Raw genomic sequence first — 25091 nt, 5'->3', positions numbered from 1 at the left:
GCCCGTGTCCGGGCCGGACGATAAGACCATGGGAGACAAGCCCTTGAACCGCCTGATCGCGACGCTCTGCCTGGGCGTTACTCTGAGCCTGCCGCTCGCTGCCCGCGCCGACGACGCTGCGGACCGGGTCGCCGCCGCTACGACGCTCGTCAACAAGACCCTGATCAAGAACCTTCAAACGGGCTTCAACGTCGCCCTGGAGAAGACCGTCGCGCCGATGCAGGAGGCCCGCGCCGAGGCCGTGCGCAAGGAACTCACGGCCGAGTTCGAGAAGCAGCGCGGCATCATGATCGAGGGCTTGTCGAAGGAATACGCCGAGAAGTTCAGCCTCGCCGAGCTGAAGCATCTCGATGAGATCTACTCCGATCCCACCTACCTCAAGTTCCAGACCATGAACGCCGATCCGAACTCCTCGGTGACGGCGATCTCGCAGAATTCGGTCACCAAGCTGCTCAACATGCTCGCTGTGGCCTCGGCGACGGACAACGCGCCGAAGCCCGGCACGCCGCCGGTGCCGCCCGCGGCGGCGCCGGTCCCGGCTCCGAAGTAAGCGGCCATGGCGGCCCCGCGCGTCCGGCCGGCCTCAGGCCGCGCGCGTGGCTGTCATCGGCATGAAGCCTGCAACCTGGGGCAGGCCCTCCAGGCGCGGCTTGGCGAAATGGTAGCCCTGCACGAGCGTGATCCCGAGGCCGCGCAGGGCGTCGAGCTCCGCCGCGGTCTCGACGCCCTCGGCCAGTACCGTCACGCCGAGGGCCCGGGCGATGGCGACGACGCCCGACACGATCGCGTAGCGCCCGGCATCGGTGTCGATGCCGCGCAGGAGATCCATGTCGATCTTGATCAGGTCGGGGCGGAAATTGGCCAGCAGGCTGAGCCCCGCGAAGCCGGCGCCGAAATCGTCAAGCGCCGTCAGGAAGCCCTGCTTCCGATAGGCGGCGACAATGCCCTTCACGTGCTCGGTATCCCGGAACCGCTCCTGCTCGGTGAACTCGAACATGATACGCCGATGCGCGAAGTCGACGCGGTGGGCGGCGTCCAGCGAAGCCCGGATGCAGGCGTTCGGTTCGTAGACCGCGTTCGGCATGAAGTTGATGGACAGACGCGTGTCGCTGTCGCGGGGGAACAGGCGGCCTGCGAGCTCGATCGCCTTCACGCGGGCAGCCTGGTCGAACTGGTAGCGGTTCTCGTCGGTCACCCGGTCGAGGATTGTGTAGGCCGGCTCCCCGTTGGGGCCGCGCACGAGCGCCTCGTAGGCCCAGACGGTTCCTGTGCCGATATCGAGGATCGGCTGGAAGGCCATCGTGAACTCGAAGTCGAGATTGGTGCCGGCGCGGCAGGCGCGGCAGCCGATGGTCTTCGTCATGTCTGGCGTCCGTCGGTGCCCCTCGACAGCCGGATCATGCGCCATCGCGCTCAACGCAACCTTAATGCAAGCTCGCCGCTGAATCGTCGGCGCAATTCTGGGAGGACGGCATCATGACGCTGACCGATTTCCGCTTCGAGACCGATCCCGACGGCATCGCCCTGGCGACCTGGGACATGCCCGGCCGTTCGATGAACGTGATCACCGAAGGCGTGATGGACCAGCTTGAGCAGATCATCGAGCAGGTGGCGTCCGATCCAGCGATCAAGGGCTGCGTCATGACCACCGGGAAGGAGAACTTCTCCGGCGGTGCCGACCTGACCATGCTCCAGGGGCTCGGCCGGGCCTACGAGCAGCTCAAGGCCGAGCAGGGTGAGGAGGTGGCGATGCGCCACTTCTTCGAGGCCTCCCGGCGGCTCTCGCTGCTGTTCCGCCGCCTCGAGACCTGCGGCAAACCCTTCGCGGCGGCGATCCAGGGTCTGTGCCTGGGCGGCGCCTTCGAGCTGGCGCTGTCCTGCCATTACCGGGTCGCCTCCGACGATGCGAAGACGCGGGTCGGGCTGCCCGAGATCAAGGTCGGCCTGTTCCCGGGCGGCGGCGGCACGCAGCGGGTTGCTCGGCTGATGCAGACCGGCGACGCGCTCCAGATGCTGTTCAAGGGTGAGCAGATCCGCGCGCCGATGGCCAAGGGCATGGGGCTGATCCACGCGGTTGCGCCGCAGGCCGAGATCGTCGAACGTGCCAAGGCCTGGATCCGCGACGGCGGCTCGGCGGTGGCGCCCTGGGACATGCCGAAGTTCAAGGCACCGTCCGGCAAGGTCTATTCGCCTGCCGGCATGATGATCTGGCCTCCGGCCAACGCCATCTATCGGCGCGAGACCCACGACAACTACCCCGCCGCGAAAGCGATCCTGGCCTCCGTCTACGAGGGTCTGCAGCTGCCGATGGATCTCGCCCTGCGCGTCGAGAGCCGGTACTTCGCGCATATCTTGCGCTCGACCGAGGCGGCCGCGATGATCCGGACGCTGTTCATCTCCATGGGCGAGCTCAACAAGGGGGCGCGTCGTCCGAAGGACGTTCCGCCGACCAGCCTGCGCCGGGTCGGCGTGATCGGCGCCGGCTTCATGGGCGCGGGGGTGGCCTACGTCACCGCGCAGGCCGGCATCGAGGTGGTGCTCGTCGACCAGTCGATCGAGGCCGCCGAGAAGGGCAAGGCCCATGCCCACACGCTGATCACCGGCCAGATCAACAAGGGCCGCGCCAAGACCGCCGACAGGGACGCACTCCTCGGCCGCATCACCGCCACGGCGGATCACGGCGCACTCGCCGAGTGCGACCTCGTCATCGAGGCGGTGTTCGAGGATCCCAGGGTGAAGGCCGAAGTGATCCAGAAGGTCGAGGCGGTAATCCGCCCCGACGCGATCTTCGCCTCGAACACCTCCACCCTGCCGATCACCGGCCTCGCCAAGAGCTCGCAGCGGCCGGCGCAGTTCGTCGGCATCCACTTCTTCTCGCCCGTCGAGAAGATGATGCTGGTCGAGATCATCATGGGGCAGGAGACCGGTGCCGCGGCCCTGGCCACGGCCCTCGACTATGTCCGCCTGATCAAGAAAACCCCGATCGTGGTCAACGACGCCCGCGGTTTCTTCGCCAACCGCTGTGTCGGCGCCTACATCCTGGAAGGCCACAAGATGCTCGCCGAGGGCGTGCCGCCCGCGATGATCGAGAGCGCCGGCCGCCAGGCGGGGATGCCGGTCGGGCCGCTCTCGTTGAACGACGAGGTCGCCCTCGACCTTGTGCTCAAGATCGCCAAGGCCACAGAGGCCCAGGTGGGGGAGGGTGCCGTCGATCCGGCGCAGAAGGCGATCCTGTCCGAGATGGTCGAGCACCAGGGCCGGCTCGGCCGAAAGAACCGCAAGGGCTTCTACGACTACCCGGAGGGCGCGCCGAAGCGCCTCTGGCCCGGCCTGAAGGACCTGCAGCCGAACCGCCTCGACCCCGACGCCGTCGACTTCACCGAGTTGAAGCAGCGGCTCCTGGTGGTGCAGGCGCTGGAGGCCGCCCGCACGGTGGGCGAGGGGGTGGTGACCGACCCGCGCGAGGCCGATGTCGGCTCGATCCTGGGCTTCGGCTTCGCGCCGTTCACCGGGGGCGCCCTGTCCTACATCGACTTCATGGGTGCGGCGGCCTTCGTCGATCTCGCGCGCAGGCTTGAGGCCAAGCACGGTCCCCGGTTCCGGGTGCCCGACAACCTCGTCACGATGGCCGAGCGCGGCGGTACCTTCTACGCGGAAGCCGAGAAGCGCGCCGCCTGAGATCGGCCTGCCGGACGCCCTGTCGGGGCGTCCGGCATAGAGCGCCTGCCCGATATAGCGGCGGTGAAGTCGCAGCTGCCCCCAGGACAAGTCCGTGGCCCGCAGACGATAACCTGGCAGTTCGCTGCGAGACCCAAGGCCGTCACGCGGCGCCGGCGGCCGGAAGCTTGGCCCGGAGAATGCGGGCGAGCTGAACGAGTTCGGACGCGTTGTCCGAGAGCAGATCGGTGATGTCGCCGACCTCGAGCGCCTTCACGTGGCGGCAGCGCATCCCGTAGCGCCCGGCCGTGCACGAGCAGCGCAGTTGCGGCCCGCCGGCGCGCTCTTCCAAGACCACGTCGTACCGGTTGCCGGTCGAGCCCCGCATGGTGAAGCTGAGAGCAGCGGGCGCGTCCGGAAAGGCCGCCATCGCTCGCCCGGTGATCGCACCGGACGGACGGCGTGGAAGGGCGGGGCCACCCGTGGCCCGGGTTACCGGTACGCCGATCGCCGTCGCGAGGCCGTGCATATCGGCCGCTTCGGTCTCACGCATCGCCGCCAGGGCGATCTCCGCGCAGGCATAGGCGTCCTCGCCAGCGTCGTGATGCTCGAAGCGGATGCCCAGACGCCGGGCCACCTTCCCGAGGCCGCAGCCCTCCGCAGCCGGGAAGACCCGGCGCGCCACCTGAACCGTGCAGAGATACGACAGGGCCGGCACCGGCAGCCCCGCCCGGGCGAGGCCGGCCCGCAGGACGCCGATGTCGAAACTCGCGTTGTGGGCCAGGATCAGCCCGTTCGCCAGGTCGTCCAGGTAGGGTGCCATGACGGCACCGAAGGCGGGTTCGTCGGCGACGTTCGCCGGCAGGATGCCGTGGACCCGGATGTTGCCCGGCGCGAACCGCATCTCGGGCGGACGGATCAGATGACTCTTCCGGCGCACGACCCGGCCATCCGCGATCCAGGCGAGCCCCACCGCACAGGCGCTGTCGCGCCGCTCGTTGGCCGTCTCGAAGTCGAGGGCCAGGACCGTCATCGCGGGTCAACCATGCCGGGGTGCGTTCTCCGGGTGTTCTCCGGGAGCTCTAGAGGCCCCGGACTCGGGCTTCAACCCTGCGCCACCATCCCGAGCCAATCCTCCTCTGAGACCACTCGGACGCCGTGCTTCTCGGCATCCTTGAGCTTCGAGCCCGCTCCGGGTCCGGCCACCACCAAGTCGGTCTTGGCCGAGACCGAGCCGGAGACCTTCGCACCGAGGCGCTCGGCCACCGCCTTGGCCTCGTTGCGGGTCATCTTCTCCAGAGTCCCGGTGAAGACGACGGTCTTGCCGGCGAAGGCCGACGATGAAGCGGCCCGCTCCATCGGTTCGACCTCGACCTCATCGAGCAGCGCCGAGACGGCAGCGGCGTTGTGCGGCTCGGAGAAGAACAGGAGGAGCGCGTCGGTGGCCACCGGGCCGATCTCGCCATCGTCCGCGAACACCCGGTAGGCGTCGCCGGGTCGCTGCCCGGCGGCCCGGGCGATCGCCGCGCGTACCGCATCGACATCACCGTAGTGGGCGAGCAGGTTCTCGCGCTGCACCGCACTCAGGCGGGCGCGCTCCTTGGCCGGTGTCGCGCCGTCCTCCGAAAACCCGAGATCGAGCAGCCGATCCCGGGTCGTCCCGCCGACCCGCGGCACGGCGGTCAGCTCGACCCAGTCCGGACCCGGCTGCGCGGCCGACGCCTCGCGGATCGCCGCGATGAGCGCGGGCATGTCGGGGAAGCGCTTGGCCAGCGCCTTGGCGGTGGCCTCGCCGATCTGCGGGATGCCGAGCGCGAACAGCAGGCGGTTCATCGAGACCCGGCGGCGCGCCTCCACGCCGGCGAGCAGGTTCTTGATCGCCTTGTCGTCCTCCTCGCCCTTCTTCTTGGCGGTCTTCTTGGGCGGCTCGGCTGCACCGGACTCGGCGCGCCGCTCGGCCGAGAGCGCCTCCCGCCGCGCCACGATGGCGGCTTTCAGCCTGTCGAAATCGAGCCGGAACAGGTCGGCGGGCTGGTGAACCAGACCGGCCTCGAACAGCACCTCGATATAGGTCTCACCGAAGCCCTCGATGTCGAAGCCGTTGCGGGACACGAAGTGCTTCAGGCGCTCCACGCTCTGAGCCGGGCAGATCAGGCCGCCGGTGCAGCGGCGCACCGCGTCGGGGCGGCCGGTGCGCGGGTTGATCGCCCGGACGGCGCGGCTGCCGCAGGCCGGGCAGGTCTCCGGAAACGCGTAGGGCTTCGAATCCGCCGGACGCCTGCTCAGGTCTACATCCATGACCTTCGGGATCACGTCGCCGGCCCGGACCACCGTCACGGTGTCGCCCACGCGGATGTCGCGGCCGTCGCGGATCGGCTCGCCGTCCGCGCCCACGCCCTTCACGTAGCCCTCGTTGTGCAGGGTCGCGTTGGAGACGACCACGCCGCCGACCGTCACGGGGTGCAGCTTCGCCAGAGGATTCAGGGAGCCAGTGCGGCCGACATTGATGACGATGTCCTCGACGACCGTCGTCGCCTCCTGGGCGGCGAATTTGTGGGCGAGCGCCCAGCGGGGCGAGCGCGAGACGAAGCCGAGCCGCTTCTGGAGCGCGAGGTCGTCAACCTTGTAGACGACGCCGTCGATGTCATAGCCGAGCCCGGCCCGGTCCGCCTCGATCCGGCGGTAATGGGCGAGCATCGCCTCCGTGTCGGTGAAGGTCTCGGTGAGCGGGTTCACCGGCAGGCCCCAGGACGCCAGGCGCTGCAGGGCCTCGTACTGCGTCCCGGCGATGGGCGCCGAGAGCTCGCCCCAGGCATAGGCGAAGAACTTGAGCGGCCGGGATGCGGTGATCCCGGGATCGAGCTGGCGCAGGCTGCCGGCGGCGGCGTTGCGCGGGTTGGCGAAGAGCGGCTTGCCTGCCGCCTCCTGGCGGGCGTTGATGGCGGCGAAATCGGCGTGCGACAGGTAGACCTCGCCGCGCACCTCGCAGACGTCCGGCCAGCCCGATCCGGCGAGCACCGCCGGGATATCCTTCACGGTGCGGGCGTTGGCGGTGACGTTCTCGCCGACCTCGCCGTCGCCGCGGGTGGCGGCCGTGTCGAGCCGCCCGTTCACGTAGCGCAGGGACAGAGACAGCCCGTCGATCTTGGGCTCGGCCGTGAAGGCTAGCGGCGCCTCCTCGGGCCAGCCGAGGAAGCGGCGGACGCGAGCGACGAAGTCGGCCACCTCCGCGTCGTCGAAGGCGTTGCCCAGCGAGAGCATCGGCACCGCGTGCCGCACCTTGGCGAACTTCTCCGACGGCTTGGCGCCGACCGACGTGCTCGCCGCGCCCGTCCCGGCGAGATCGGGGAAGCGGCCCTCGATGTTCTCGAGGCGCCGACGCAGGCGATCGTATTCCGCGTCCGAGATCTCGGGCGCGTCCTCCTGATAATAGAGCCGGTCGGCTTCCAGGATCGCTTCGGACAGGCGCGCATGCTCGGCGCGCGCCTCCTCGGCGGTGAGATCGCGATCGGGCGTATCGGTTTTCACGGCGGCCATGGTGGGCTTCTAACGCATCGGGCGCCGGCCGGGAGCCGGCTGCGGAACGGCGTCCCCGGTTTCCGTCACACGCGGGCGGTGAGCAGATCGCCGCGGCCGATCATTCGGGACGCGGCCAGGAACACGGCCGACACCAGAGCCGCGACCGCCGGCAGCGGCAGGAACGGAACGATCCAGCCGGCGAGCGCGGTGCCGGCGACGGATCCGAGATTCATCGCCGCCATGTAGACCTCGAACTGCGTGGCCGCCCCCGCGCGCCCGCGGCTCGCCTGGAGCAGCGCCGGCATCAACGCGACGATCAGCAGCCCCGGCAGCATGTCGGTCAGCGCGAGGATCACCGGACCGGCCGGCCCGACGAGGCCGACCCCGATCAGGGCGCCGGCCACCGCGAAGGTGACGGCACTGGCGCGCAGGAGGGCGCGCAGCGGGCGCACCGGACCGGTCCTGTCCGACCACAGGCCGACCGCCAGAGCGCCGGCGGTCCCGCTCGCCAGCGTCAGGGCGGCCTGAAGGCGCGAGAGGGCGGCCGGATCCCAGCCCTGCTGCTGGAGCAGGTCCACCGAGAAGGGCAGCTCGAACAACCCGAGCGCACCGTCGAGCCCGAAGCAGAGGGCAAGGAGCTTCACGGCCCGGGGTTGCCGGAGCGACAGAGCGAGCCGGCGCAGGAACCGGCGGAACGGGAGGCGCCGCGGCGCCGGGCCGCGCCGGTCCAGCGTGGCGAAGGCGTCCCCGGGCGCCTCGCGGACCAGCAGCATCGGCAGGCTTGCCAGAACAGCGGCCGCGAGCAGCGAGCCCACGCTCACGGTCAGACCCTGTGCCGTGAGCATCCAGGAGAAGACGGCTGCGCTGAGGCTGGTCCCGGCCACGAAGCCGGCGCGCGTGGAGGCGCTGACCCGGCCGAGTTCGGGCTCCGGGACGTGATCCATGATCATCCGGTCGCAGGCGGTGTCGAGAAGCGACGCGAAGAGGCTGTGCGCCAGGAAGACCAAACCCAGCAGGCCGACCTGCTCCGCGGTCGCCAGGAGCAGGAGCGCGAGCGTGGCGTGGCATCCGAGGATCGCCATGACGGCGAAGGGCCGGCGCCGGCCCATGCGGAAGTCTCCGGCGCAGTCCACCAGCGGACCCCACAGGAGCGGCTGCAAGGTCCAGGGGAGACCGGCAAGGGCGAAATGAAACCCGATCTCAGCGGTCGTCGCGCCGCGCGCGGCGAGATGGTTGGCGAGCGCGGTCAGCGAGAACCCGGCGATCACGCCCTGGTAGAGGTAGGTCGCGAAGAAAACGCCGTAGCGGGTGCGCCGGTCGGCGAGGCTCGGCAGGTCCCGAAGGGAGCGGCGGACGGATGCCGCGGACGGCGCGATCAAGCGCGGCTGCCCTTGCCGGGGCGGCGCGGGACCACGATGCTCGTCATTCCGCCCTCACCGGATGCGCTCCCGTGCCGCCAGACCTCGACGACGTTAGCGCCTGCTCTCGACTGTCGCGAGGCGGCGCGTGAGCACGGCCGACGTGTGGGTCGTCGATCTCGCCGTCTCTGCGGCCGGGCTCGAGCGATGTGCGAGCGTCCTCGACGGAGCGGAACGCGACCGCGCCGCACGCTTCCTGCGGCCGGTGGATCGGGAACGCTACGTTGCGAGTCACGCGGCGCTCCGGCTGATCCTGGCCGGATCGCTCGACCTCGATCCGGCCGAGATCCGCCTGGTCGCCGGTGCGGCCGGTAAGCCGGAACTCGCTGGTTGGTCGCGTGGCACCCTCGACTTCAACCTGTCGCATTCCGGGCAGCGCGCGCTTGTCGGCCTCGCGCAGGCGGCCGCGATCGGCGTCGACGTCGAGATGGTTCGGCCGATACCGGATGCGATGCCGATCGCGCGGGCGCATTTCGCGGCGGACGAGGCGGCGGCCCTGGCGGCGCTGGCGCCGGAAGACGTCTTACCGGCCTTTTTCGGCCTGTGGACCCGCAAGGAAGCAGTGGTGAAGGCGCTGGGGGCAGGTCTGTCGCTGCCCCTCGATCGGTTCAGCGTCACGCTGCCGCCTGCGCCGCCGCGCCTGCTCCGCATCGCGGCAGGCGGCGCGTGGACCCTGGCTTCGGTCGATGCCGGTCCGGATTATGCCGGCACCGTCGCGGTGTGGTGCGCCACCGCGACGGTCACCTACCACGCGCTCTCCGCCGATTGGCCGGATCTTCTTGGCTGAAACCAGCAAGACCGCGCTTGCGGCCCGGGAAAGGCGCGGCTATAAGCCCGCTCGCCGGCCCTGGCGGACACGCAAGCCGGCCTTCGGAGTGTAGCGCAGTCTGGTAGCGCACCACGTTCGGGACGTGGGGGTCGCAGGTTCAAATCCTGCCACTCCGACCAAGATTTCCCGCTAGCCTAAGCTGATGGACCGAACTGGATCTCCAGGCTCGACGCGCACGCGCCGGTGCGTTCGCGTGATGGCATGGCGGGCGGTCGGTCGTCGGGTCTATCGGGGACCGGGACCAAGCCGCCATGATGCGGCTCCTCCCGCCGCCTGGTTGGCATTCGCGCGCAGTCTCATCGTCGGCGCCGCCCTGATCGGCGCGGCCGTGATCGCCTTCGTGGCGCTGCTCGATCCCTACGGCCTGCGCGCCGCGCCGGGGCACCCGCCCGGCCCCATCATGGACGCCAACCAGCGGCTCTCGTACCCGCAGATCGCCCGCGGCGGCCCATTCGACGCGGCGGTGTTCGGCACCTCGACCGCGCGGCTTCTCGATCCGGACGCCCTCGACGTGGCCTTCGGCGCACGGTTCGCCAACCTCGCGGTGAACGCGGCGACCCCGGATGAGCAGATCCGCCTCGCCGACCTCTTCCTGGCAAACCGGCCGGTGCGGGCTGTCCTGTTCGGGCTCGACGCCACCTGGTGTGCCGCCGACCCGCCATCACGGACCGCCAACGCGTTTCCGGACTGGCTGTACGCGACGGACGCACCCTGGGGCGTGCTGCGGCAGGTGAACATGCGCGCCGTGACGGTCGCGGTCCAGGCCGCACTGGCCCGGGCCGGCCTGGCACGACCCCGCATCCGCCCGGACGGTTATGCGGTCTTCACCCCGCCGGAGGACCGCTACGATGCCGAGCGTGCCCGCGCGCATATCCGTGCCGGCACCGCCGATCCGGCAGCCCGGGCCGAGGCGCCGGACGATCCGATGCCGGCCCTCGCACGACTCGACAACCTCCTCGGCCGTCTGCCCGCACAGGCGCTGAAGCTCGTCGCCTTCATGCCCATCCATGCGGCCGCCCAGGGTGTACCCGGCACCGCGGCGGGGCGGCGCGAAGAGGCCTGCAAGGCGCGGGCAGCCGCGCTCGGCGCCCGTCGCGGCGCAGTGGTTGTGGATTTCCGCCGGACTTCGCCGCTCACGACCCGCGACGCGAATTACTGGGATGCGCTGCACTACCGTCTGCCGGTGGCGGCCCGCATCGTGGCGGACCTGAGAGCGGCGGTCGCGACCGGCTCGGACGATCCGGAGGGCGTCTACCGGGTGCTCGCGCGTCCCTGATCCGGCCGGTCAGGCGGCGACCCGCTCGGCCCGCGCCCAGCCCTCGCGGGTGGCGCTGCAATAGTCGGCAAACCGCCCCTCGCGGATCGCCGCGCGCGCACCAGCCATCAGATCCTGGTAGTAGGCGAGGTTGTTCCAGGTCAGCAGCATCATCCCCAGGATCTCGTTCGAGCGGACGAGGTGATGCAGGTAGGCCCGGGAATAGTCCCGCGCCGCCGGGCAGGTCGAGGCCTCGTCCAGCGGCGCCGTGTCCTCGGCATGGCGAGCGTTGCGCAGGTTGACCCGGCCATGGCGCGTATAGGCGAGGCCGTGGCGGCCGGCGCGGGTCGGCATCACGCAGTCGAACATGTCGATGCCGCGGGCGACCGCGCCCAGAATGTCGTCCGGCGTGCCGACGCCCATCAGATAGCGCGGTTTGCCCTGCGGCAGATGCGGTTCCACCGTCTCGATCATGGCAAACATCACCGCCTGCGGCTCTCCCACCGCGAGGCCGCCGACCGCGTAGCCCTTGAGGTCGAGATCGGTCAGGGCGCGGGCGCTCTCGATCCGGAGCGCCGGCACGTCGCCGCCCTGCACGATGCCGAACATCGCCCGGCCGGGCTGCTCGCCGAAGGCGACCCGGCAGCGCTCGGCCCAACGCAGCGACAGGTGCATGGCCTTCTCGATCGCCGCGTGATCGGCCGGCAGACGAACGCATTCGTCGAGCTGCATCTGGATGTCGGAGCCGAGCAGCCCCTGGATCTCGATGGAGCGCTCCGGGCTCATGTGATGGGCCGTGCCGTCGATGTGCGAGCGGAAGGTCACGCCCTGCTCGTCGATCTTCCGCAGCGCCGAGAGCGACATCACCTGGAAGCCGCCGGAATCGGTCAGGATCGGCCGGTCCCAGTTCATGAAGCGGTGCAGGCCGCCGAGGCGCGCCATCCGCTCGGCGCCCGGCCGCAGCATGAGGTGGTAGGTGTTGCCGAGCACGACGTCGGCGCCGAGCTCCCGCACCTGCTCCGGGTACATCGCCTTGACGGTCGCGGCCGTACCCACCGGCATGAAGGCCGGCGTGCGGATGGTCCCGCGCGGCGTCGCGATCGCGCCGGTTCGGGCGGTGCCGTCCTGCGCCAACAGATTAAAGCCGAAGGGGACGGGATCGGTCATGCCGCGGTCGATCTTGAGGTGTCCGCGCCCGGCCCCGGGAAGAGGAGGCTGGCGTCGCCGTACGAGTAGAATCGGTAACCGGTCTGGATCGCGTGCGCGTAGGCCGTTCGCATGGTCTCGAGGCCCGAGAAGGCCGAGACCAGCATGAACAGGGTCGACCGCGGCAGGTGGAAATTCGTCACCAGGGCATCGACGGCCCTGAAGCGGTAGCCCGGCGTGATGAAGATGTCGGTCGGGCCTGAGAATGCCGAGAGCCTCCCGTCCGCGCCTGCGGCACTCTCGAGCAGGCGCAGGGCCGTTGTACCTACCGCGACGATCCGGCCACCCGCGGCCCGCGCAGCGTTGAGAGCCTCGGCCGTGGCCGCATCGAGAAAGCCGACTTCGGCGTGCATGCGATGGCCGTCGGTATCGTCGACTTTGACCGGCAGGAAGGTGCCGGCACCGACATGCAGGGTGACATGGTGGCGCTGCAGGCCCGCCCTGTCGATCTCCGCGAGCAAGGCCTCGGAGAAGTGGAGACCGGCGGTGGGAGCCGCCACGGCGCCAGGATTTCGGGCATAGACCGTCTGGTAGTCGGTTACGTCGCGGTTGTCCGTGGCGCGCTTGCCTGCGATGTACGGGGGCAGCGGCAGGGCCCCCTCGGCCGCGATGGCGGCGTCCAGCGCCGGACCAGACCGCTCGAAGTCGAGCACGATCTCGCCGGCTTCGGCCTTCTCCGCCACCACGGCCGTCAGGGCGCCGAAGCGCAACGTATCGCCGGGGCTGAGCCGCTTGGCCGGGCGTGCGAAGGCGCGCCAGCGGGCGGGCGCCTCGCGCAGGTGGAGCATCACCTCGGTTCGCTGACCGGGCGCGCCGGGGCGCGTACGCACGCCGTTCAGCCGTGCCGGGATCACCCGCGTATCGTTGAAGACGAGGGCATCGCCGGCCTGCAGGGTGGCGGGCAGGTCGCGCACGGTTCGGTCGGCCAGCGGCTCGCCGGGGCGCACCACGAGCAGCCGCCCGGCGTCGCGCGGCTCGGCCGGGCGCAGGGCGATGCTGGTCTCCGGGAGGTCGAAATCGAACAGGTCCACGCGCATCGCCGGCTGCCTGCACTGAACGGCACCGGGTTTCAACCGCGGAACCGGTTCGGGGCGTGCCCGTTTTCCGCGTCACCGAGACGCGAGACGCCCTGCCGATGCCCTGGTTCGCCGTACGTCCCCGTGATGAAGCCGATCCCCGCTGGCCGCTGCCGGGTACGGAGAAGGTCGTCCTCAAGGCCGAGGATCCGGAGAGCGCCCGCGCGAAGTTCGAGGCGGCCTACCCGAGCCAGCCTTTCGGCAGCCCGTCCGTGCCGGTCCCCGATGCGGGTGCCGGCAGCTTCCGGAATGATCCGGACGCGCTTATCGTGGCCGAGACGGGCGAGCCGCCCGCGCCGCGGGACTGAGACCAATGACGACCGCGGGCCGACCCCGCCGGATTACCCTGGACGGGCAGCTCCTCAGCTACTGGGAACGCGAGGCCGCGCGGCTGGACCGGCTGGCCGCCGCCGCGCGCTTCGCCTGGCAGCGGCGCCGTCTCCTCCGGAAGGCGGAGGCCGCGCGGGCGAAGGCAGCCGTCAGCCGTCAGCGCGAAGCGGCACGGGGTCACGATAACCCGGAAACCGAGACTTAGCCGAGGCTAAGAAGCTTTCGGCAGCGTCGAACCTTTGCCGTGGCCTTGGCCGCTGGTGTTCCCGTAAGGGCGCGTCGACCCCGCATCGACGCACGCTATGGACCGCACCCAAAAAGCCGCCCTCTTCAGTGCCGGCATCGGCCTCGCCGTCACGGCTTTGAAGTTCCACGCCGCATGGCTCACCGGCAGCCTTGCGCTGTACTCGGACGCGCTGGAGAGCATCATCAACGTGGTCGCGGCCATCGGCGCCTTCGTGGCCCTGCGGGTCGCTGCGCGTCCGGCCGACGAGGATCACCCTTACGGTCATCACAAGGCCGAGTTCTTCTCGGCCGTGATCGAAGGGGCGCTGATCGTGGTGGCCGCCCTGGTGATCCTGCGCGATTCCTATTTCGGTCTCCTGTCGCCGAAGGCTCTGGACGCGCCGGCTGTCGGTTTGGCCATCAACTTCGGGGCCAGCGTCATCAACGCCATCTGGGCCTGGGCGCTCATGCGGTGGGGGCGGCGCTGGCGGTCGCCGGCCCTGATCGCGGATGCACGGCACGTCTTCGCGGACGTGGTGACCTCGTGCGGCGTGCTCGTGGGCGTCGGGGCTGTCCTGATGACGGGTTACCCGGTCCTCGACCCGGTTGTGGCCGGCCTGGTAGCGCTGAACATCCTGTGGTCCGGCTTCCGCATGGTGCGCGAATCGGTCGACGGCCTGATGGATCGCGCGGCCTCGCCCGAGATGGTCTGCCAGATCCGCGCCCTGATCTCGCAGCACGGGGAGGGGGCGCTGGAGGCGCACGATGTTCGGACGCGCTCGGCCGGTCAGGCGACCTTCATCGACTTCCATCTGGTGGTGCCCGGCGCGATGAGCGTTCTCGAATCGCACGCGATCTGCGACCGGCTGGAGACCGCCCTGGAGACCACGATCCCCGGGGCGGTTGTCACGATCCATGTCGAGCCCGGCGAAGAGGCCAAGGCTCGCGGCTTGCCGGTGCTGTAGCGGCCCCGCTCAGCTCCAGGCGTGGAGCGGCGGGTTCACGCCGTTCAGTGCGTGGTTGCCCACGATGGCGTATTTCCAGCGCACCGGGTCGTGTAGCGTGTGGGTGCGGGCGTTGCGCCAGTGCCGATCGAGATTCTCCACCGCCAGCGTCGAGCGGGTACCGGACAACTCAAAGAGCTTGTTGGACGCCGCCAGCGCGACTTCGGTGGTGAGCACCTTCGCCTCGGCGACGGCGAGCTGCGCCGCCGCGACGTTCTCCGCGCTCGGCCGAGCGACCGCCGCGTCGAGGACGCTTCCGGCCCGGTCCAGCAAGGCCTCGGCGGCGTGCTGACGGATGGTCAAATCCCCGATCGCCTGGACCGTGTAGGGATCGTCGGCGGCGCGTTCCAGCCTGCTATCGACCCAGGGCCGCGCCTTTTCGCGGACGAACCGGATCGTATCGTCGAGGGCCTCCCGGCCGATCCCGGCATCAACAGCCGCTTGGATGATCTGAAACACCGACCCGTCGGCGGTCGGAACCGCGTAGCCCTTCCAGGCCGGCACCAGATGCGTTTTCGCCACCCGCACGTCCTCGATCAGGACGGTTCCGCTCGCGGTGCCGCGCTGGCCGAAGCTCGACCAGTCGTCGATGATCGTGAGTCCCGGCGCGTCCCGTTCGGCAATGGCGTACCAGGCGCGCCCTTCGTCATCGACGGCCACGATGGGCACGAGATGAGCCAGAAGCGCTCCGGTGGCGTAGAACTTCTGACCACGCACCACGACGCTGTCGCCCTGCTCCGTGAAGCGGGTGTCGAAATCGGCCGCCCGCTTGGTGCCGCGCTCCGAGAAGGCATTGCCGAAGCGCGTGCCGCTCAGGACCTCCCCGAACAGCAGCCGCTTCTGCGGCTCGTCCGACACGGTCCGGATCGCCGCCACGATGCCCAGGTGGTTCTGGGCGATCTGCGCGATGGCGGGATCGGCCGCCGCGATGATCGCGATCACCTGCGCCAGGGTCCGGTAGGACACCTCGGGGCCACCATAGGCCCGCGGCACGTTGATGGACCAGAGGCCGCTCTGAGAGAAGGCATCGAGTTCGGCGAGCGGCCGGACGGCGTCGCGGTCGCGCTGCGATGCGCCGGTGCGGAATTCGGCCGCCAGCCGGCGGGCGACCGCCAAGGCCTCGGCATCGTCACGGATCACATGGGCAGGGGAGGGTGGGCGCGTCGGCCCGGGGGCACCCTGACTCTGGGGCGCTTCGAGGGTACGTGCATCAACGGTGATGTTCATGGCTCACTCCGGACAGGTCGAGAATTCGGTCGGCGAGGCAGTCAGGCCGCCTCGGTGCGCTTCTCGCGGGCGGCCTCCCGGGCGCGGACGCGGGGGATCACGTGTTTTCCGAAATACGCGACGTCCTCCTGGAAATGCAGGAAGGCGAGCAGCGCGAGGTCAGCGCCGGCATCCTTGAGCGCCAGGATCCGCTCTGCGATCTGATCGGGCGTGCCGATCAGGTTGGTCTTGAAGCCGTCGTTGTACTGGACGAGGTCCTCGAAACTCGATTGCGCCCAATTGCCTTCGCCCTCCGGAGACGCCTTGCCGGCGTTCTTCACCTCATGACCGAAGGCCTTCACGGCATCCGGATCGGCGTGGTCGATAATCTCCTGGAGGACCGCCCGCGCCTCCTCCTCGGTATCGCGCGCGATCACGAAGGCATTGACCCCGATCCGCGGTTTGTTGCCGGTCTCGGCCGCTTTGGCGCGGATATCATCGACTTGGATGCGGATGTTCTCCGGCGTGTTGCCGTTGGTGAAATACCAGTCGGACACGCGGGCTGCCATGTCGCGCGCCGCCCGGGACGAGCCGCCCTGGAAGATCTCCGGCAGCGGCTCCGCCGGCTTCGGCTTCAGCGTGTAGTCGGTATAGCGGTAGAAATCGCCGCGGAAGGTGAAGCTGTCCTGCGTCCAGATTCCCCGCAGGCTGCGGATGAATTCCTCGGAGCGGCGGTAGCGCTCATCGTGGTCGAGCCAGGGTTCCCCGATGGCCCGGAACTCCCCGGAGAACCAGCCGGAGACGATGTTGACCGCGATGCGGCCCCCCGTCAGTTGCGAGATCGTGGCGATCTGCTTCGCGGCGAGCGTCGGATTCCAGGGGCCCGGCAGGATCGCGGCGATCACCTTCAGCTTCGACGTGGCCGCCAGAAGGGCGTGGCTGAAGGCGACCGATTCGTGCTGGTACTCGGCCCCGTAGCCGGCGGTGAACCGGATCTGCGTGAGCCCGTAGTCGAACCCCGCCTCCTCGGCGATCTGCGCCAGGCGCCGATTGTAATCGCCGTCCCAACTCGTCCGCTGCGGGATCTTGCTGATGACGAGGCCGCCCGAAACGTTGGGCACCCAGTAGGCGAACCGGATCGCCTCCGGCGGCGTTGGGTCGACAAAATGGCTGGACATCCGGTGTTTCCTTGATGGCACGGCGCCGACGCGCCGCGTTCTCTTCGGATGATCGCCGCAAACTGAATACACGATGCAGATCGCGGTCGATCACTCAAGCACACGGAAAGTATTCCGATGCGAGCGTCGCCGGTCAAAGGAACGGATTGTCTTTTTTCAACGATTGCAGGCGAAACTTTTCTTTGTCGGAGCCTGCGGGCCGCGTCGTCCTCCTAGGCGGCGCGTGTCGTGCCCGAATCGTGCAGGCGTCGCCACGCGAAGACCGAGAAGACTGCAATCAGGCAGGCGGCGAGGCTGAACCACGTGAATGCGTATTGCAGGTGGTTGTTGGGCAGATCGACCCGCAATTGGCCGCCCCGCGGCCACGTGGTCTGACCCGGCACCGCATCGGCCTCGATTAGGTAGGGCGCGACATCGGTCAGGCCTCGGGCGGCAGCGATGCCGGCGATGTCCCGATTGAACCACTCGCCGCGCGCCGGATCCGGTTCCGGCACGAACATCCCGCGGTCCTCGCTGGCGCGCAGGATGCCGGTGATCCTGGTGGGGCCTTCGATCAGTCCGTCCCGTCGGTCGGCCTGAGCCTTGAGTTCGGTCGGTACGACGCCGCGGTTGACGAGCACGGTGCCGCCGTCCTGGCGCACGAGCGGGGTCAGGACGTAGTAGCCCTGCAGTGCCCGGCCCGGCGTCTCGCCGGGTGCCAAGCCGTGGACCAGCGTCTCGCGGTCATTGAGGAAGCGGCCCGAGACCTGCACGTGCCGGAACTCGTCCCGCGTCGGATCCCAGGCATCCGGCGCCGGCGGCGCCACCGGCTCCGCCCGGCTCTGCCGCACGATTCGAGCGATCAGATCCTCTTTCCAGGCCTTCCGCTCGATCTGCCAGGTCCCGAGACCCAGCAGGATCGCCAGCGCGATCAGGGAGGCGAGGCCCGGCGCCGCGAGGTCCCGCCACGCGGCCCGGCGCGACTCCACTACGCTCACGGCTCGAAGCGCCCCTGCTCGGCCTTGTTGCTGTATTGGAGGGCGATCAGCATGCCCTTGAGGGGCCGGACCAGGACCAGACTGAGGCCGATCGAGAGCGTGGTGGCGACCAAGGCGTGGACCCAGATCGGCGGCTCGTAGGTCACTTCCATCCACAGGGCGAGACCGACCACGACCAAGCCCACGATCGACATCACGAAGAAGGCTGGCCCATCCGCCGAGTCGAAATGCGCGTAATCCAGGCCGCAGGCCCCGCAGGACGGGCGCAGGGCCAGGAAACCCTTGAACAGGTGGCCCTCGCCGCAGCGCGGGCAGCGGCCCCGCAGTCCCGTCGGGATCGGAGGCTGCGGCGAATAGGTTCGTTGGTCCACGTGCATACTCCAGACCGATCCGGGGACGCTGCGATCGCGCCGCGTCCGGGCCGTCCATCCCGATATGGGGATTCCCATGGCACCGGCACGAAAAAGGGCGGCCGGAGCCGCCCTTCGCACGCCCGCCATGCAGCGGCGGGATGGATCCGCCTCAGTGGGCGCCGCCGTGGAAGACCCCGGAGCCCCACACGTAGATGGCGGCGAACAGGAACAGCCACACCACGTCGACGAAGTGCCAGTACCAGGCGGCGAACTCGAAGCCGAGGTGCTGGCGCGGCGAGAACTGGCCCGCATAAGCGCGGAACAGGCAGACCGCCAGGAAGATCGTGCCGATGATCACATGAGCGCCGTGGAAGCCCGTCGCCATGAAGAACGTCGACGAGTAGATGCTGCCGGCGAAGCCGAACTCGGCGTGGCTGTACTCATAGGCCTGGCAGGCGGTGAACAGCACGCCGAGGATGATCGTCAGCCACAGACCGTACTTCAGCCCTTTCCGGTCGCCGTGGAGCAAAGCGTGGTGCGCCCAGGTCACGGTGGTGCCCGAGGTGAGCAGGATCAGCGTGTTGATCAGCGGCAGGTGCCAGGGATCGAAGGCCTCGATGCCTTTCGGGGGCCAGACGCCGCCGGTGAACTCGACGCGGGAAACTTGGATCGGGTCGGCCGTGTAGAGCGCGGCCTCGAAATAGGCCCAGAACCACGCGACGAAGAACATCACCTCAGAGGCGATGAACATCATCATGCCGTAGCGGTGATGAAGCTGGACGACGCGGGTGTGGTCCCCCGAATTGGCCTCGTGCGCCACGTCCTTCCACCAGGAGAACATGGTGTAGAGCACGCCGATCGTACCGAGGCCGAACACGTAGGGTCCGGGGGTCAGGGTGCCGATCTGAAGGCTCTTCATCCAGAAGACGGCGCCGAAGGCCATGAGAAAGCCCGAGAAGGCACCGATCAGCGGCCACGGGCTCGGATTCAGGATGTGATAGTCGTGATTCTTGGCGTGCGCCTCGGCCATCGTCCCGTCGCTCCTCACCCTCGCGCCCTGCGCCGTTCCCGGCTTCCGGCCTGTCGCTTAATCTTGGCAGATTTCTTAGCCGGGCGCGGAACGGACCACGCCCAAGCTTGTCCGCACGTTTAGTCGGTGCGGGCCCGTGTTGTCACGCGCCCGCGATCAGAAATCCCGCTTCGTGCCCGAAGAACCCGAATTGGCCACCGCTGCGGTGACCGGCTGGCCGTTCTTCGAGGCGAAGTACGTGTAGGAGAGTGTCATCTCCGAAAGATGCGCCGTGTTCGAATCGTCCCGGACCGCCGGATCGACGTAGAACACCACCGGGACGTCGAGCGTCTCGCCGGGCTGGAGCGTCTGCTCGTTGAAGCAGAAGCAGGCGATCTTGACAAAATAGCCGCCCATCAGCCCCGGCTGGACGTTGAAGGTCGCCACGCCGGTGGAGGGCCTGCTGCCGGTGTTCTGCACCCGGAAGAAGACTGTCTTGGTCTCACCCAGCTTCGCCTCGACGCTGCTCGCCTCCGGGGCGAACTTCCAGGACAAGCCCGGCGCGACGTTCGTGTCGAAATGCACGACCATGCTGTCGTCGGTGCGGGCCGCGGAGACGGCGAGCGCCGGGCCCTGGCGGGGTGTGCCGTCGTAGCCGGTCGCCTTGCAGAAGGCGTTGTAAAGAGGCACCGACGCGAAGGCGAGGCCGACCATGCCGACGGCGAGCCCGGCACAGGCGATCGCGGTTCGCTTGGCGCCGCGGCCGGATTCGGGTCGGGGGGCAGTCATCGCGATCTCCTCAGAGCGGCCGGCTGAGGATCTGCGGCCCCAGCTTGACGATCGTCAGCACGAAGAACAGCAGGACCCAGGCCCCGAGCGCGAGGGCGATGGCCACGGAGCGCTTCCGGCGCCGCGCCTCCTCGTCCGGGGTTAGGGGGCGATAGTGAATCTCGGGATCCGCCATGGCGATCAGCCCAGGACCGGACGGAACAGGCCGAAGCTCTGTTCGGCCAAGAGCGCGGAGAACAGCGCGAACAGGTAGAGGATGGAGAAGCCGAACATGCCCATGGCGGCCCGCTTCTCGGCCTCGCCCTCGCGGTTCCGGAGCACGCGGATGCTGAAGGCCACCATGCCGAGGCCGCCGATCAGGCCGATCACAGCGTAGAGGAGGCCGCCGAAGCCGAGCGCCACGGGCACCAAGCCCAGGGGGGCGAGGAGCAGCGAGTACCAAACGATCTGGCGGCGCGTGGAAGCGGGGCCGGCGACGTTCGGCATCATCGGGATGCCGGCGCGAGCGTACTCGTCTGCCTTGATCAGGGCCAGCGCCCAGAAATGCGGCGGGGTCCAGATGAAGATAATGGCGAACAGGACGAGCGACTCGACCCCGACGGAGCCGGTGACCACCGCCTGTCCGATCACCGGCGGCAGGGCGCCCGCGGCCCCTCCGATGACGATGTTCTGCGCAGTCGCCCGCTTCAGCCACATCGAGTAGATGACCGCATAGAACACGATGGTGAAAGCAAGCAGACTCGCGGCCAGCCAGTTCGCCGTCAGGCCGAGCACCAGCACGGAGGCGACCGAGAGAAACGTCCCGAAGCCCAGCGCCTCTTCAGACGAAATCTTGCCGGCCGGAATCGGCCGCTCGGCGGTCCGGCTCATCACGGCATCGATGTCGGCATCCCACCACATGTTGAGACAGCCGGAGGCGCCGGCTCCCACCGCGATGGCGAGGAGCGAGATGGCGCCGATCGCCGGCTGCACGTGACCCTGGGAGACGACCATGCCGACCAGGGCAGTGAAGATCACAAGGACCATCACCCGGGGCTTGAGCAGGGCGAAGTAGTCCGGCACGTCGCCGCCCGCGGCCGAGAGGGCCGGGGCTGGAGCGTCCGCTCCGATGCTGTTCGTCAGGCTGGTCATCGCGTCTGCCGCTGCTGTGCCGACGCCCGGCTGCGCGCGTCACGGCCAGGTCGTGTCTCGAGATCAACTTGCTTCAAGGGTCGGCGCGAGCGGATCGCTCGGCCTGGGCGGATCGCCCTTATCGCTCGCCCTTGCCGGGAGGTCGGGGACCGGCCTCCTGGGAAGGGCGAGGGCCGCCGGAGCGGCCCTCGCGGGGGTTCTATCAGTGTGCGCCCGGCTCGTCGACGATGCGGGGCAGCGTCTCGAACTGGTGGAAGGGCGGGGGCGAGGACAGCGTCCACTCGAGAGTGGTCGCGCCTTCGCCCCACGGGTTGTCCGCGGCCCGTTCCTTCGAGCGGAAGGCCAGCACCACGCCGATCACGAACACGAACATGCCCAGCGCGAAGATGTGGCCGCCATAGGTCGAGACCTTGTGCCACTGGGCAAACGCGTCCGGGTAGTCGGCGTAGCGGCGCGGCATGCCGGCGAGCCCGAGGAAGTGCATCGGGAAGAACAGGACGTTGGCGCCGATGAAGGCCAACCAGAAGTGCAGCTTGCCGGCCCATTCCGGGATGACGTGGCCGGTCATCTTCGGGAACCAGTAGTAGACACCGGCGAAGATGATGAACACCGCACCGAGCGAGAGCACGTAGTGGAAGTGCGCGACCACGTAGTAGGTGTCGTGCAGGTACTTATCGACGGCCGAGTTCGCCAGCACGACGCCGGTCACACCGCCGACGGTGAACAGGAAGATGAAGCCCACCGCCCAGTGCATGGCGGCGGTGAAGCGGATGGAGCCGCCCCACATGGTGGCGATCCATGAGAAGATCTTCACGCCGGTCGGCACCGCGATCACCATCGTGGCGAACACGAAGTAGGACTGCGTCTGCAGCGACAGGCCGACCGTGTACATGTGGTGGGCCCACACGACGAAGCCGACCACGCCGATCGCCACCATCGCGTAGGCCATGGCGAGGTAGCCGAAGACCGGCTTGCGCGAGAAGGTGGCGATGATGTGCGAGACGATGCCGAAGGCCGGCAGGATCATGATGTAAACTTCGGGGTGGCCGAAGAACCAGAACAGGTGCTGGTAGAGGATCGGGTCACCGCCGCCGGCCGGGTCGAAGAAGGTCGTGCCGAAGTTGCGGTCGGTGAGCAGCATGGTGATGGCGCCCGCCAGAACCGGCAGCGAGAGCAGCAGCAGGAAGGCGGTCACCAGCTCGGCCCAGGCGAAGAGCGGCATCTTGTGCAGCGTCATGCCCGGGGCGCGCATGTTCAGGATGGTGGTGATGAAGTTGATCGCGCCGAGGATCGAGCCCGCGCCCGAAAGGTGCAGGGCGAAGATCGCGAAGTCGACGGCCGGGCCAGGATGGCCCGCGGTCGAGAGCGGCGGATAGACGGTCCAGCCGGTGCCGGCGCCGGAAGCTCCGGGCGCGCCCTCGACGAAGAGCGAGCAGAGCAGCGAGCAGAAGCCCGCCACCGTCAGCCAGAACGAGATGTTGTTCATGCGCGGGAACGCCATGTCGGGCGCCCCGATCATCAGCGGCACGAACCAGTTGCCGAAGCCGCCGATCAGCGCCGGCATCACCATGAAGAACACCATGATGAGACCGTGGCCGGTGACGAACACGTTATAGGTGGCCGGGTTCGAGAAGTATTGCAGGCCGGGCGCCTCCATCTCCATCCGGATGCCGAAGGAGAGGAACGCGCCGATGATGCCGGCGCAGAAGGCGAAGAGCAGGTAGAGCGTGCCGATGTCCTTGTGGTTCGTCGACAGGAACCAGCGGGCGAAGAACGACGGCTTGTGGTCGTGGACCTCGTGGGCCTCGGCATGGGCTGCGGCTGTAGCCATGGATTCGGGTGCCTTGTGGATCTGATGGGTTCGGTTCGGTCAGCCGGTGCTCAGCGGGCCTCGGCGAAGCTCGTGCCGTTCTCGATGCGGGCGTACTTGGTCTTGGCCTCCTTCAGCCAGTCGGCATAGGCTTGCTCGCTGACCACGCGGACCACGATCGGCATGTAAGCGTGGCGCTGACCGCACAGCTCGGAGCACTGGCCGTGGAAGGTGCCTTCCTTCTCCGCCTTGAACCACATCTGGTTCAGGCGGCCCGGGACGGCGTCGATCTTGAAGCCGAAGGCCGGCATCGCCCAGGAGTGTAACACGTCCGCGGCGGTGACCTGGATCTTCACGATCTTTCCAACCGGAACGACCATCTCGTTGTCGGTCTGCAGCAGGCGCGGCTGCTTGTCCTCGTCGATATTGGCATCGAAAGCGAAGCCACCGCCGGCCTCGGTCTGCGGGTACTCGTAGGACCAGTACCAGGCGTGGCCGATGACCTTCACGATCATGTCGGCCTTCGGATCCGAGAGCTGCGTGCGCAGCAGACGGAAGGACGGGATCGCGACCGCGACCAGGATCAGCACCGGGACGATCGTCCAGGCGACCTCGATGGCGGTGTTGTGGGTGGTGCGCGACGGCGTCGGATTGCGCTTCTCGCCGAAGCGGAAGATGCACCACAGGATCAGCGCCAGCACGAAGACGGAGATCCCCAGGGACAGCCAGTGCAGGCCGATCTCGAAGCTGAGGATGTCGCGCGCGTTCTCCGTCACCGGGATCTGGCGGCTCATCTCCCACGGGACCGGCTGACCGAAGCCGGCGGCCTGCGCGCCTGACATCGGGAAGAGCAGGGCGCCGAGAGCGGCGAGGCTCCAGAGTGATCGGTTGATCGTCCGCACCGTCCGCATCTGCCTCTCGTGGCTCCCCTGGCTGTCTGACCGACGCCGAACCTTCCCGTCTTGACTGTGTGCGGGATCGTACCGACGTGACGGAGTACCGGTTGTGTCACCCGGCATTATCCGACCGGGGCTTCAGACCACAAGGGCCGTCGAGGTGCAACCGCACAAGCGTCGCATCGGGCGCTTTCCAGCCAGTTCGCGTGGTCTCGTGGCGTCATAGCCATGGCGGCCGGCCGGTTTCGAGCCTGCGCCGTTGCCTCGCGGATGCCGTGACGAATACCATTCGAGGAGCCTCACCGGAGAGCCGCATGTCGACGGACGCCGTGAAACAGTCGCCCGAACCGCTGCCCTGTGCCGTCGGCGTTGCCATGCAGGTCGTCGCCTATTCGGGATCCGAGCCGAGGCCGGGGGTCAGGGCGGTCGCGGTCGAGGCACCGGTCAACCTCGTCTATGGCAGCGTGCCGCACGCCGTGATGATGGCTACGCCCTCCGATCTGGAGGATTTTGCCTACGGCTTCAGCTTCACCGAGGGGATCGTCGAGTCGGCGGAGGAGATCCGCGCCACCCGGGTGGAAGCGGCTGACGACGGATTGCGCCTCCATGTCGAGCTGGCGCCGGGGCGGCTGCGTGAGCATCTGGCGCGCAAGCGCGCGATCAGCGGCCGCACCGGCTGCGGGGTCTGCGGCATCGAGGATCTGTCCGAACTGCCGCGGGCGCAGAGGCAGGGCGTCCCCGACGTGCAGGTCGCGCTCCCGGCGATCGCCCGGGCTCTGGCGGCGCTCGACGGAGCGCAGGTGCTGGGGGCTGAGACCCGGGCGGTCCACGCCGCCGCCTGGGCGCGCCCGGACGGTTCTCTCGCGCTCGTTCGCGAGGATGTCGGCCGGCACAACGCGCTGGACAAGCTGATCGGCGCGCTGATGCGTGCCGGCACGGGGCCGGATCAGGGCTTCCTGGTGATCACCAGTCGCTGCTCGTTCGAGATGGTGGAGAAGGCAGCCCGGCTTGGTGCGGCCGTCGTCGTCGCCATCTCGGCGCCGACGTCCCTCGCCCTGGAGCGGGCGCGGGCGCACGGAATGACGCTCTGCGCCATCGCGCGGGCCGATACTCTTACCGTTTTCTCGGGCGCGGAGCGGCTGACGGGCACTTAGAGTCGGTCCCGATCCCGCCGTGATCGGGGCCGTCTCCAAGGACTTGTTCTGCTGCGCTCTCTTGCGACG

The 25091-nt window shown here is 68.9% G+C and carries 24 protein-coding genes and 1 tRNA gene; 9 read left to right on the top strand and 16 right to left on the bottom strand.

From position 1 onward, the window contains the following. Positions 1-43 precede the first annotated feature (43 nt). On the top strand, positions 44-550 hold the full coding sequence (locus ACYCO6_RS23960; RefSeq protein ID WP_459763975.1) for a hypothetical protein: 507 nt from the start codon (positions 44-46) through the stop codon (positions 548-550). A 33-nt stretch (positions 551-583) separates the two neighbouring features. On the opposite strand, the gene ACYCO6_RS23955 is transcribed toward ACYCO6_RS23960, so the two are convergent. Beyond that, positions 584-1363: an EAL domain-containing protein gene (locus ACYCO6_RS23955; protein WP_459763973.1), complete on the bottom strand. Its 780-nt coding sequence runs from the start codon at positions 1361-1363 to the stop codon at positions 584-586. A gap of 113 nt (positions 1364-1476) precedes the next feature. Between ACYCO6_RS23955 and ACYCO6_RS23950 the strand changes: the two genes are divergently transcribed. After that, positions 1477-3678, top strand: coding sequence for a 3-hydroxyacyl-CoA dehydrogenase NAD-binding domain-containing protein (locus ACYCO6_RS23950; RefSeq protein ID WP_459763971.1), 2202 nt, complete (start codon positions 1477-1479; stop codon positions 3676-3678). A 142-nt stretch (positions 3679-3820) separates the two neighbouring features. Here ACYCO6_RS23950 and ACYCO6_RS23945 read toward each other — a convergent pair whose 3' ends face one another. The 3 genes from ACYCO6_RS23945 to ACYCO6_RS23935 form a co-directional block, all read right to left on the bottom strand. Then, positions 3821-4690, bottom strand: coding sequence for a 3'-5' exonuclease (locus tag ACYCO6_RS23945; RefSeq protein WP_459763969.1), 870 nt, complete (start codon positions 4688-4690; stop codon positions 3821-3823). A gap of 71 nt (positions 4691-4761) precedes the next feature. After that, positions 4762-7194 (bottom strand): NAD-dependent DNA ligase LigA, encoded by a 2433-nt coding sequence (gene ligA, locus ACYCO6_RS23940; RefSeq protein WP_459763967.1) that lies wholly within the window; start codon positions 7192-7194, stop codon positions 4762-4764. A 65-nt stretch (positions 7195-7259) separates the two neighbouring features. Then, positions 7260-8555, bottom strand: coding sequence for an MFS transporter (locus ACYCO6_RS23935; protein ID WP_459763963.1), 1296 nt, complete (start codon positions 8553-8555; stop codon positions 7260-7262). Between the two features lie 127 nt (positions 8556-8682). Here ACYCO6_RS23935 and ACYCO6_RS23930 point away from each other — a divergent pair, with 127 nt between their 5' ends. The 3 genes from ACYCO6_RS23930 (at position 8683) to ACYCO6_RS23920 (ending at position 10699) form a co-directional block, all read left to right on the top strand. Beyond that, positions 8683-9381 (top strand): 4'-phosphopantetheinyl transferase superfamily protein, encoded by a 699-nt coding sequence (locus ACYCO6_RS23930; RefSeq protein ID WP_459763961.1) that lies wholly within the window; start codon positions 8683-8685, stop codon positions 9379-9381. An 84-nt stretch (positions 9382-9465) separates the two neighbouring features. Next, positions 9466-9542 (top strand) — tRNA-Pro (locus ACYCO6_RS23925). A 77-nt stretch (positions 9543-9619) separates the two neighbouring features. Beyond that, positions 9620-10699 (top strand): hypothetical protein, encoded by a 1080-nt coding sequence (locus ACYCO6_RS23920; protein ID WP_459763959.1) that lies wholly within the window; start codon positions 9620-9622, stop codon positions 10697-10699. Between the two features lie 9 nt (positions 10700-10708). Here ACYCO6_RS23920 and tgt read toward each other — a convergent pair whose 3' ends face one another. Together tgt and queA are read right to left on the bottom strand one after the other, a co-directional pair. Beyond that, positions 10709-11845 carry a tRNA guanosine(34) transglycosylase Tgt gene (gene tgt, locus ACYCO6_RS23915; protein WP_459763957.1) on the bottom strand — a complete coding sequence of 379 codons (1137 nt, stop codon included), beginning with the start codon at positions 11843-11845 and terminating at the stop codon, positions 10709-10711. After that, on the bottom strand, positions 11842-12921 hold the full coding sequence (gene queA, locus ACYCO6_RS23910; protein WP_459763955.1) for a tRNA preQ1(34) S-adenosylmethionine ribosyltransferase-isomerase QueA: 1080 nt from the start codon (positions 12919-12921) through the stop codon (positions 11842-11844). Before queA ends, tgt begins: the two co-directional genes overlap by 4 nt. 98 nt (positions 12922-13019) lie before the next feature. Here queA and ACYCO6_RS23905 point away from each other — a divergent pair, with 98 nt between their 5' ends. The 3 genes from ACYCO6_RS23905 to ACYCO6_RS23895 all read left to right on the top strand — a co-directional run bounded on the left by ACYCO6_RS23905 (position 13020) and on the right by ACYCO6_RS23895 (position 14480). Next, positions 13020-13268 carry a hypothetical protein gene (locus ACYCO6_RS23905; RefSeq protein WP_459773688.1) on the top strand — a complete coding sequence of 83 codons (249 nt, stop codon included), beginning with the start codon at positions 13020-13022 and terminating at the stop codon, positions 13266-13268. Between the two features lie 5 nt (positions 13269-13273). Next, positions 13274-13495, top strand: coding sequence for a hypothetical protein (locus tag ACYCO6_RS23900; protein WP_459763953.1), 222 nt, complete (start codon positions 13274-13276; stop codon positions 13493-13495). Positions 13496-13592: 97 nt separating this feature from the next. Then, positions 13593-14480: a cation diffusion facilitator family transporter gene (locus ACYCO6_RS23895; protein WP_459763951.1), complete on the top strand. Its 888-nt coding sequence runs from the start codon at positions 13593-13595 to the stop codon at positions 14478-14480. A 9-nt stretch (positions 14481-14489) separates the two neighbouring features. Here ACYCO6_RS23895 and ACYCO6_RS23890 read toward each other — a convergent pair whose 3' ends face one another. The 10 genes from ACYCO6_RS23890 to coxB form a co-directional block, all read right to left on the bottom strand. Further along, positions 14490-15746, bottom strand: coding sequence for an SfnB family sulfur acquisition oxidoreductase (locus ACYCO6_RS23890; protein ID WP_459763949.1), 1257 nt, complete (start codon positions 15744-15746; stop codon positions 14490-14492). 41 nt (positions 15747-15787) lie between these two features. Further along, positions 15788-16903, bottom strand: a complete 1116-nt coding sequence (gene sfnG / locus ACYCO6_RS23885; protein ID WP_459763947.1) for a dimethylsulfone monooxygenase SfnG — start codon at positions 16901-16903, stop codon at positions 15788-15790. Between the two features lie 212 nt (positions 16904-17115). Continuing rightward, positions 17116-17880, bottom strand: coding sequence for an SURF1 family protein (locus ACYCO6_RS23880; protein ID WP_459763945.1), 765 nt, complete (start codon positions 17878-17880; stop codon positions 17116-17118). After that, on the bottom strand, positions 17877-18257 hold the full coding sequence (locus ACYCO6_RS23875; protein WP_459763943.1) for a DUF983 domain-containing protein: 381 nt from the start codon (positions 18255-18257) through the stop codon (positions 17877-17879). The genes ACYCO6_RS23880 and ACYCO6_RS23875 overlap by 4 nt, the downstream gene beginning before the upstream one ends. Positions 18258-18402: 145 nt before the next feature. Continuing rightward, the gene (locus tag ACYCO6_RS23870) at positions 18403-19263 is read right to left on the bottom strand and encodes a cytochrome c oxidase subunit 3 (RefSeq protein ID WP_459763941.1); all 861 of its coding nucleotides are present in this window, start codon (positions 19261-19263) and stop codon (positions 18403-18405) included. A 156-nt stretch (positions 19264-19419) separates the two neighbouring features. Next, complete coding sequence (locus ACYCO6_RS23865) at positions 19420-20031, bottom strand: cytochrome c oxidase assembly protein (protein ID WP_459763939.1); 612 nt, start codon at positions 20029-20031, stop codon at positions 19420-19422. 10 nt (positions 20032-20041) lie between these two features. Continuing rightward, the gene (locus tag ACYCO6_RS23860) at positions 20042-20206 is read right to left on the bottom strand and encodes a hypothetical protein (RefSeq protein WP_459763937.1); all 165 of its coding nucleotides are present in this window, start codon (positions 20204-20206) and stop codon (positions 20042-20044) included. A gap of 5 nt (positions 20207-20211) precedes the next feature. Next, a complete protein-coding gene (locus tag ACYCO6_RS23855) occupies positions 20212-21162 on the bottom strand; it encodes a heme o synthase (RefSeq protein WP_459763935.1) in 951 nt (316 codons plus the stop codon). A gap of 202 nt (positions 21163-21364) precedes the next feature. Beyond that, positions 21365-22993, bottom strand: coding sequence for a cytochrome c oxidase subunit I (ctaD, locus tag ACYCO6_RS23850; protein ID WP_459763933.1), 1629 nt, complete (start codon positions 22991-22993; stop codon positions 21365-21367). Positions 22994-23043: 50 nt separating this feature from the next. Next, entirely contained in the window at positions 23044-23883 is an 840-nt protein-coding gene (gene coxB, locus ACYCO6_RS23845) for a cytochrome c oxidase subunit II (RefSeq protein ID WP_459763931.1), read from the bottom strand. Positions 23884-24182: 299 nt separating this feature from the next. On the opposite strand from coxB, the gene fdhD reads away from it, so the two are divergent. Next, positions 24183-25022 (top strand): formate dehydrogenase accessory sulfurtransferase FdhD, encoded by an 840-nt coding sequence (fdhD, locus tag ACYCO6_RS23840; RefSeq protein WP_459763929.1) that lies wholly within the window; start codon positions 24183-24185, stop codon positions 25020-25022. Positions 25023-25091: the final 69 nt, after the last annotated feature.

This window comes from Methylobacterium sp. CM6257 (assembly GCF_054611515.1).
This window is presented reverse-complemented; position numbering and strand designations above follow the sequence as displayed.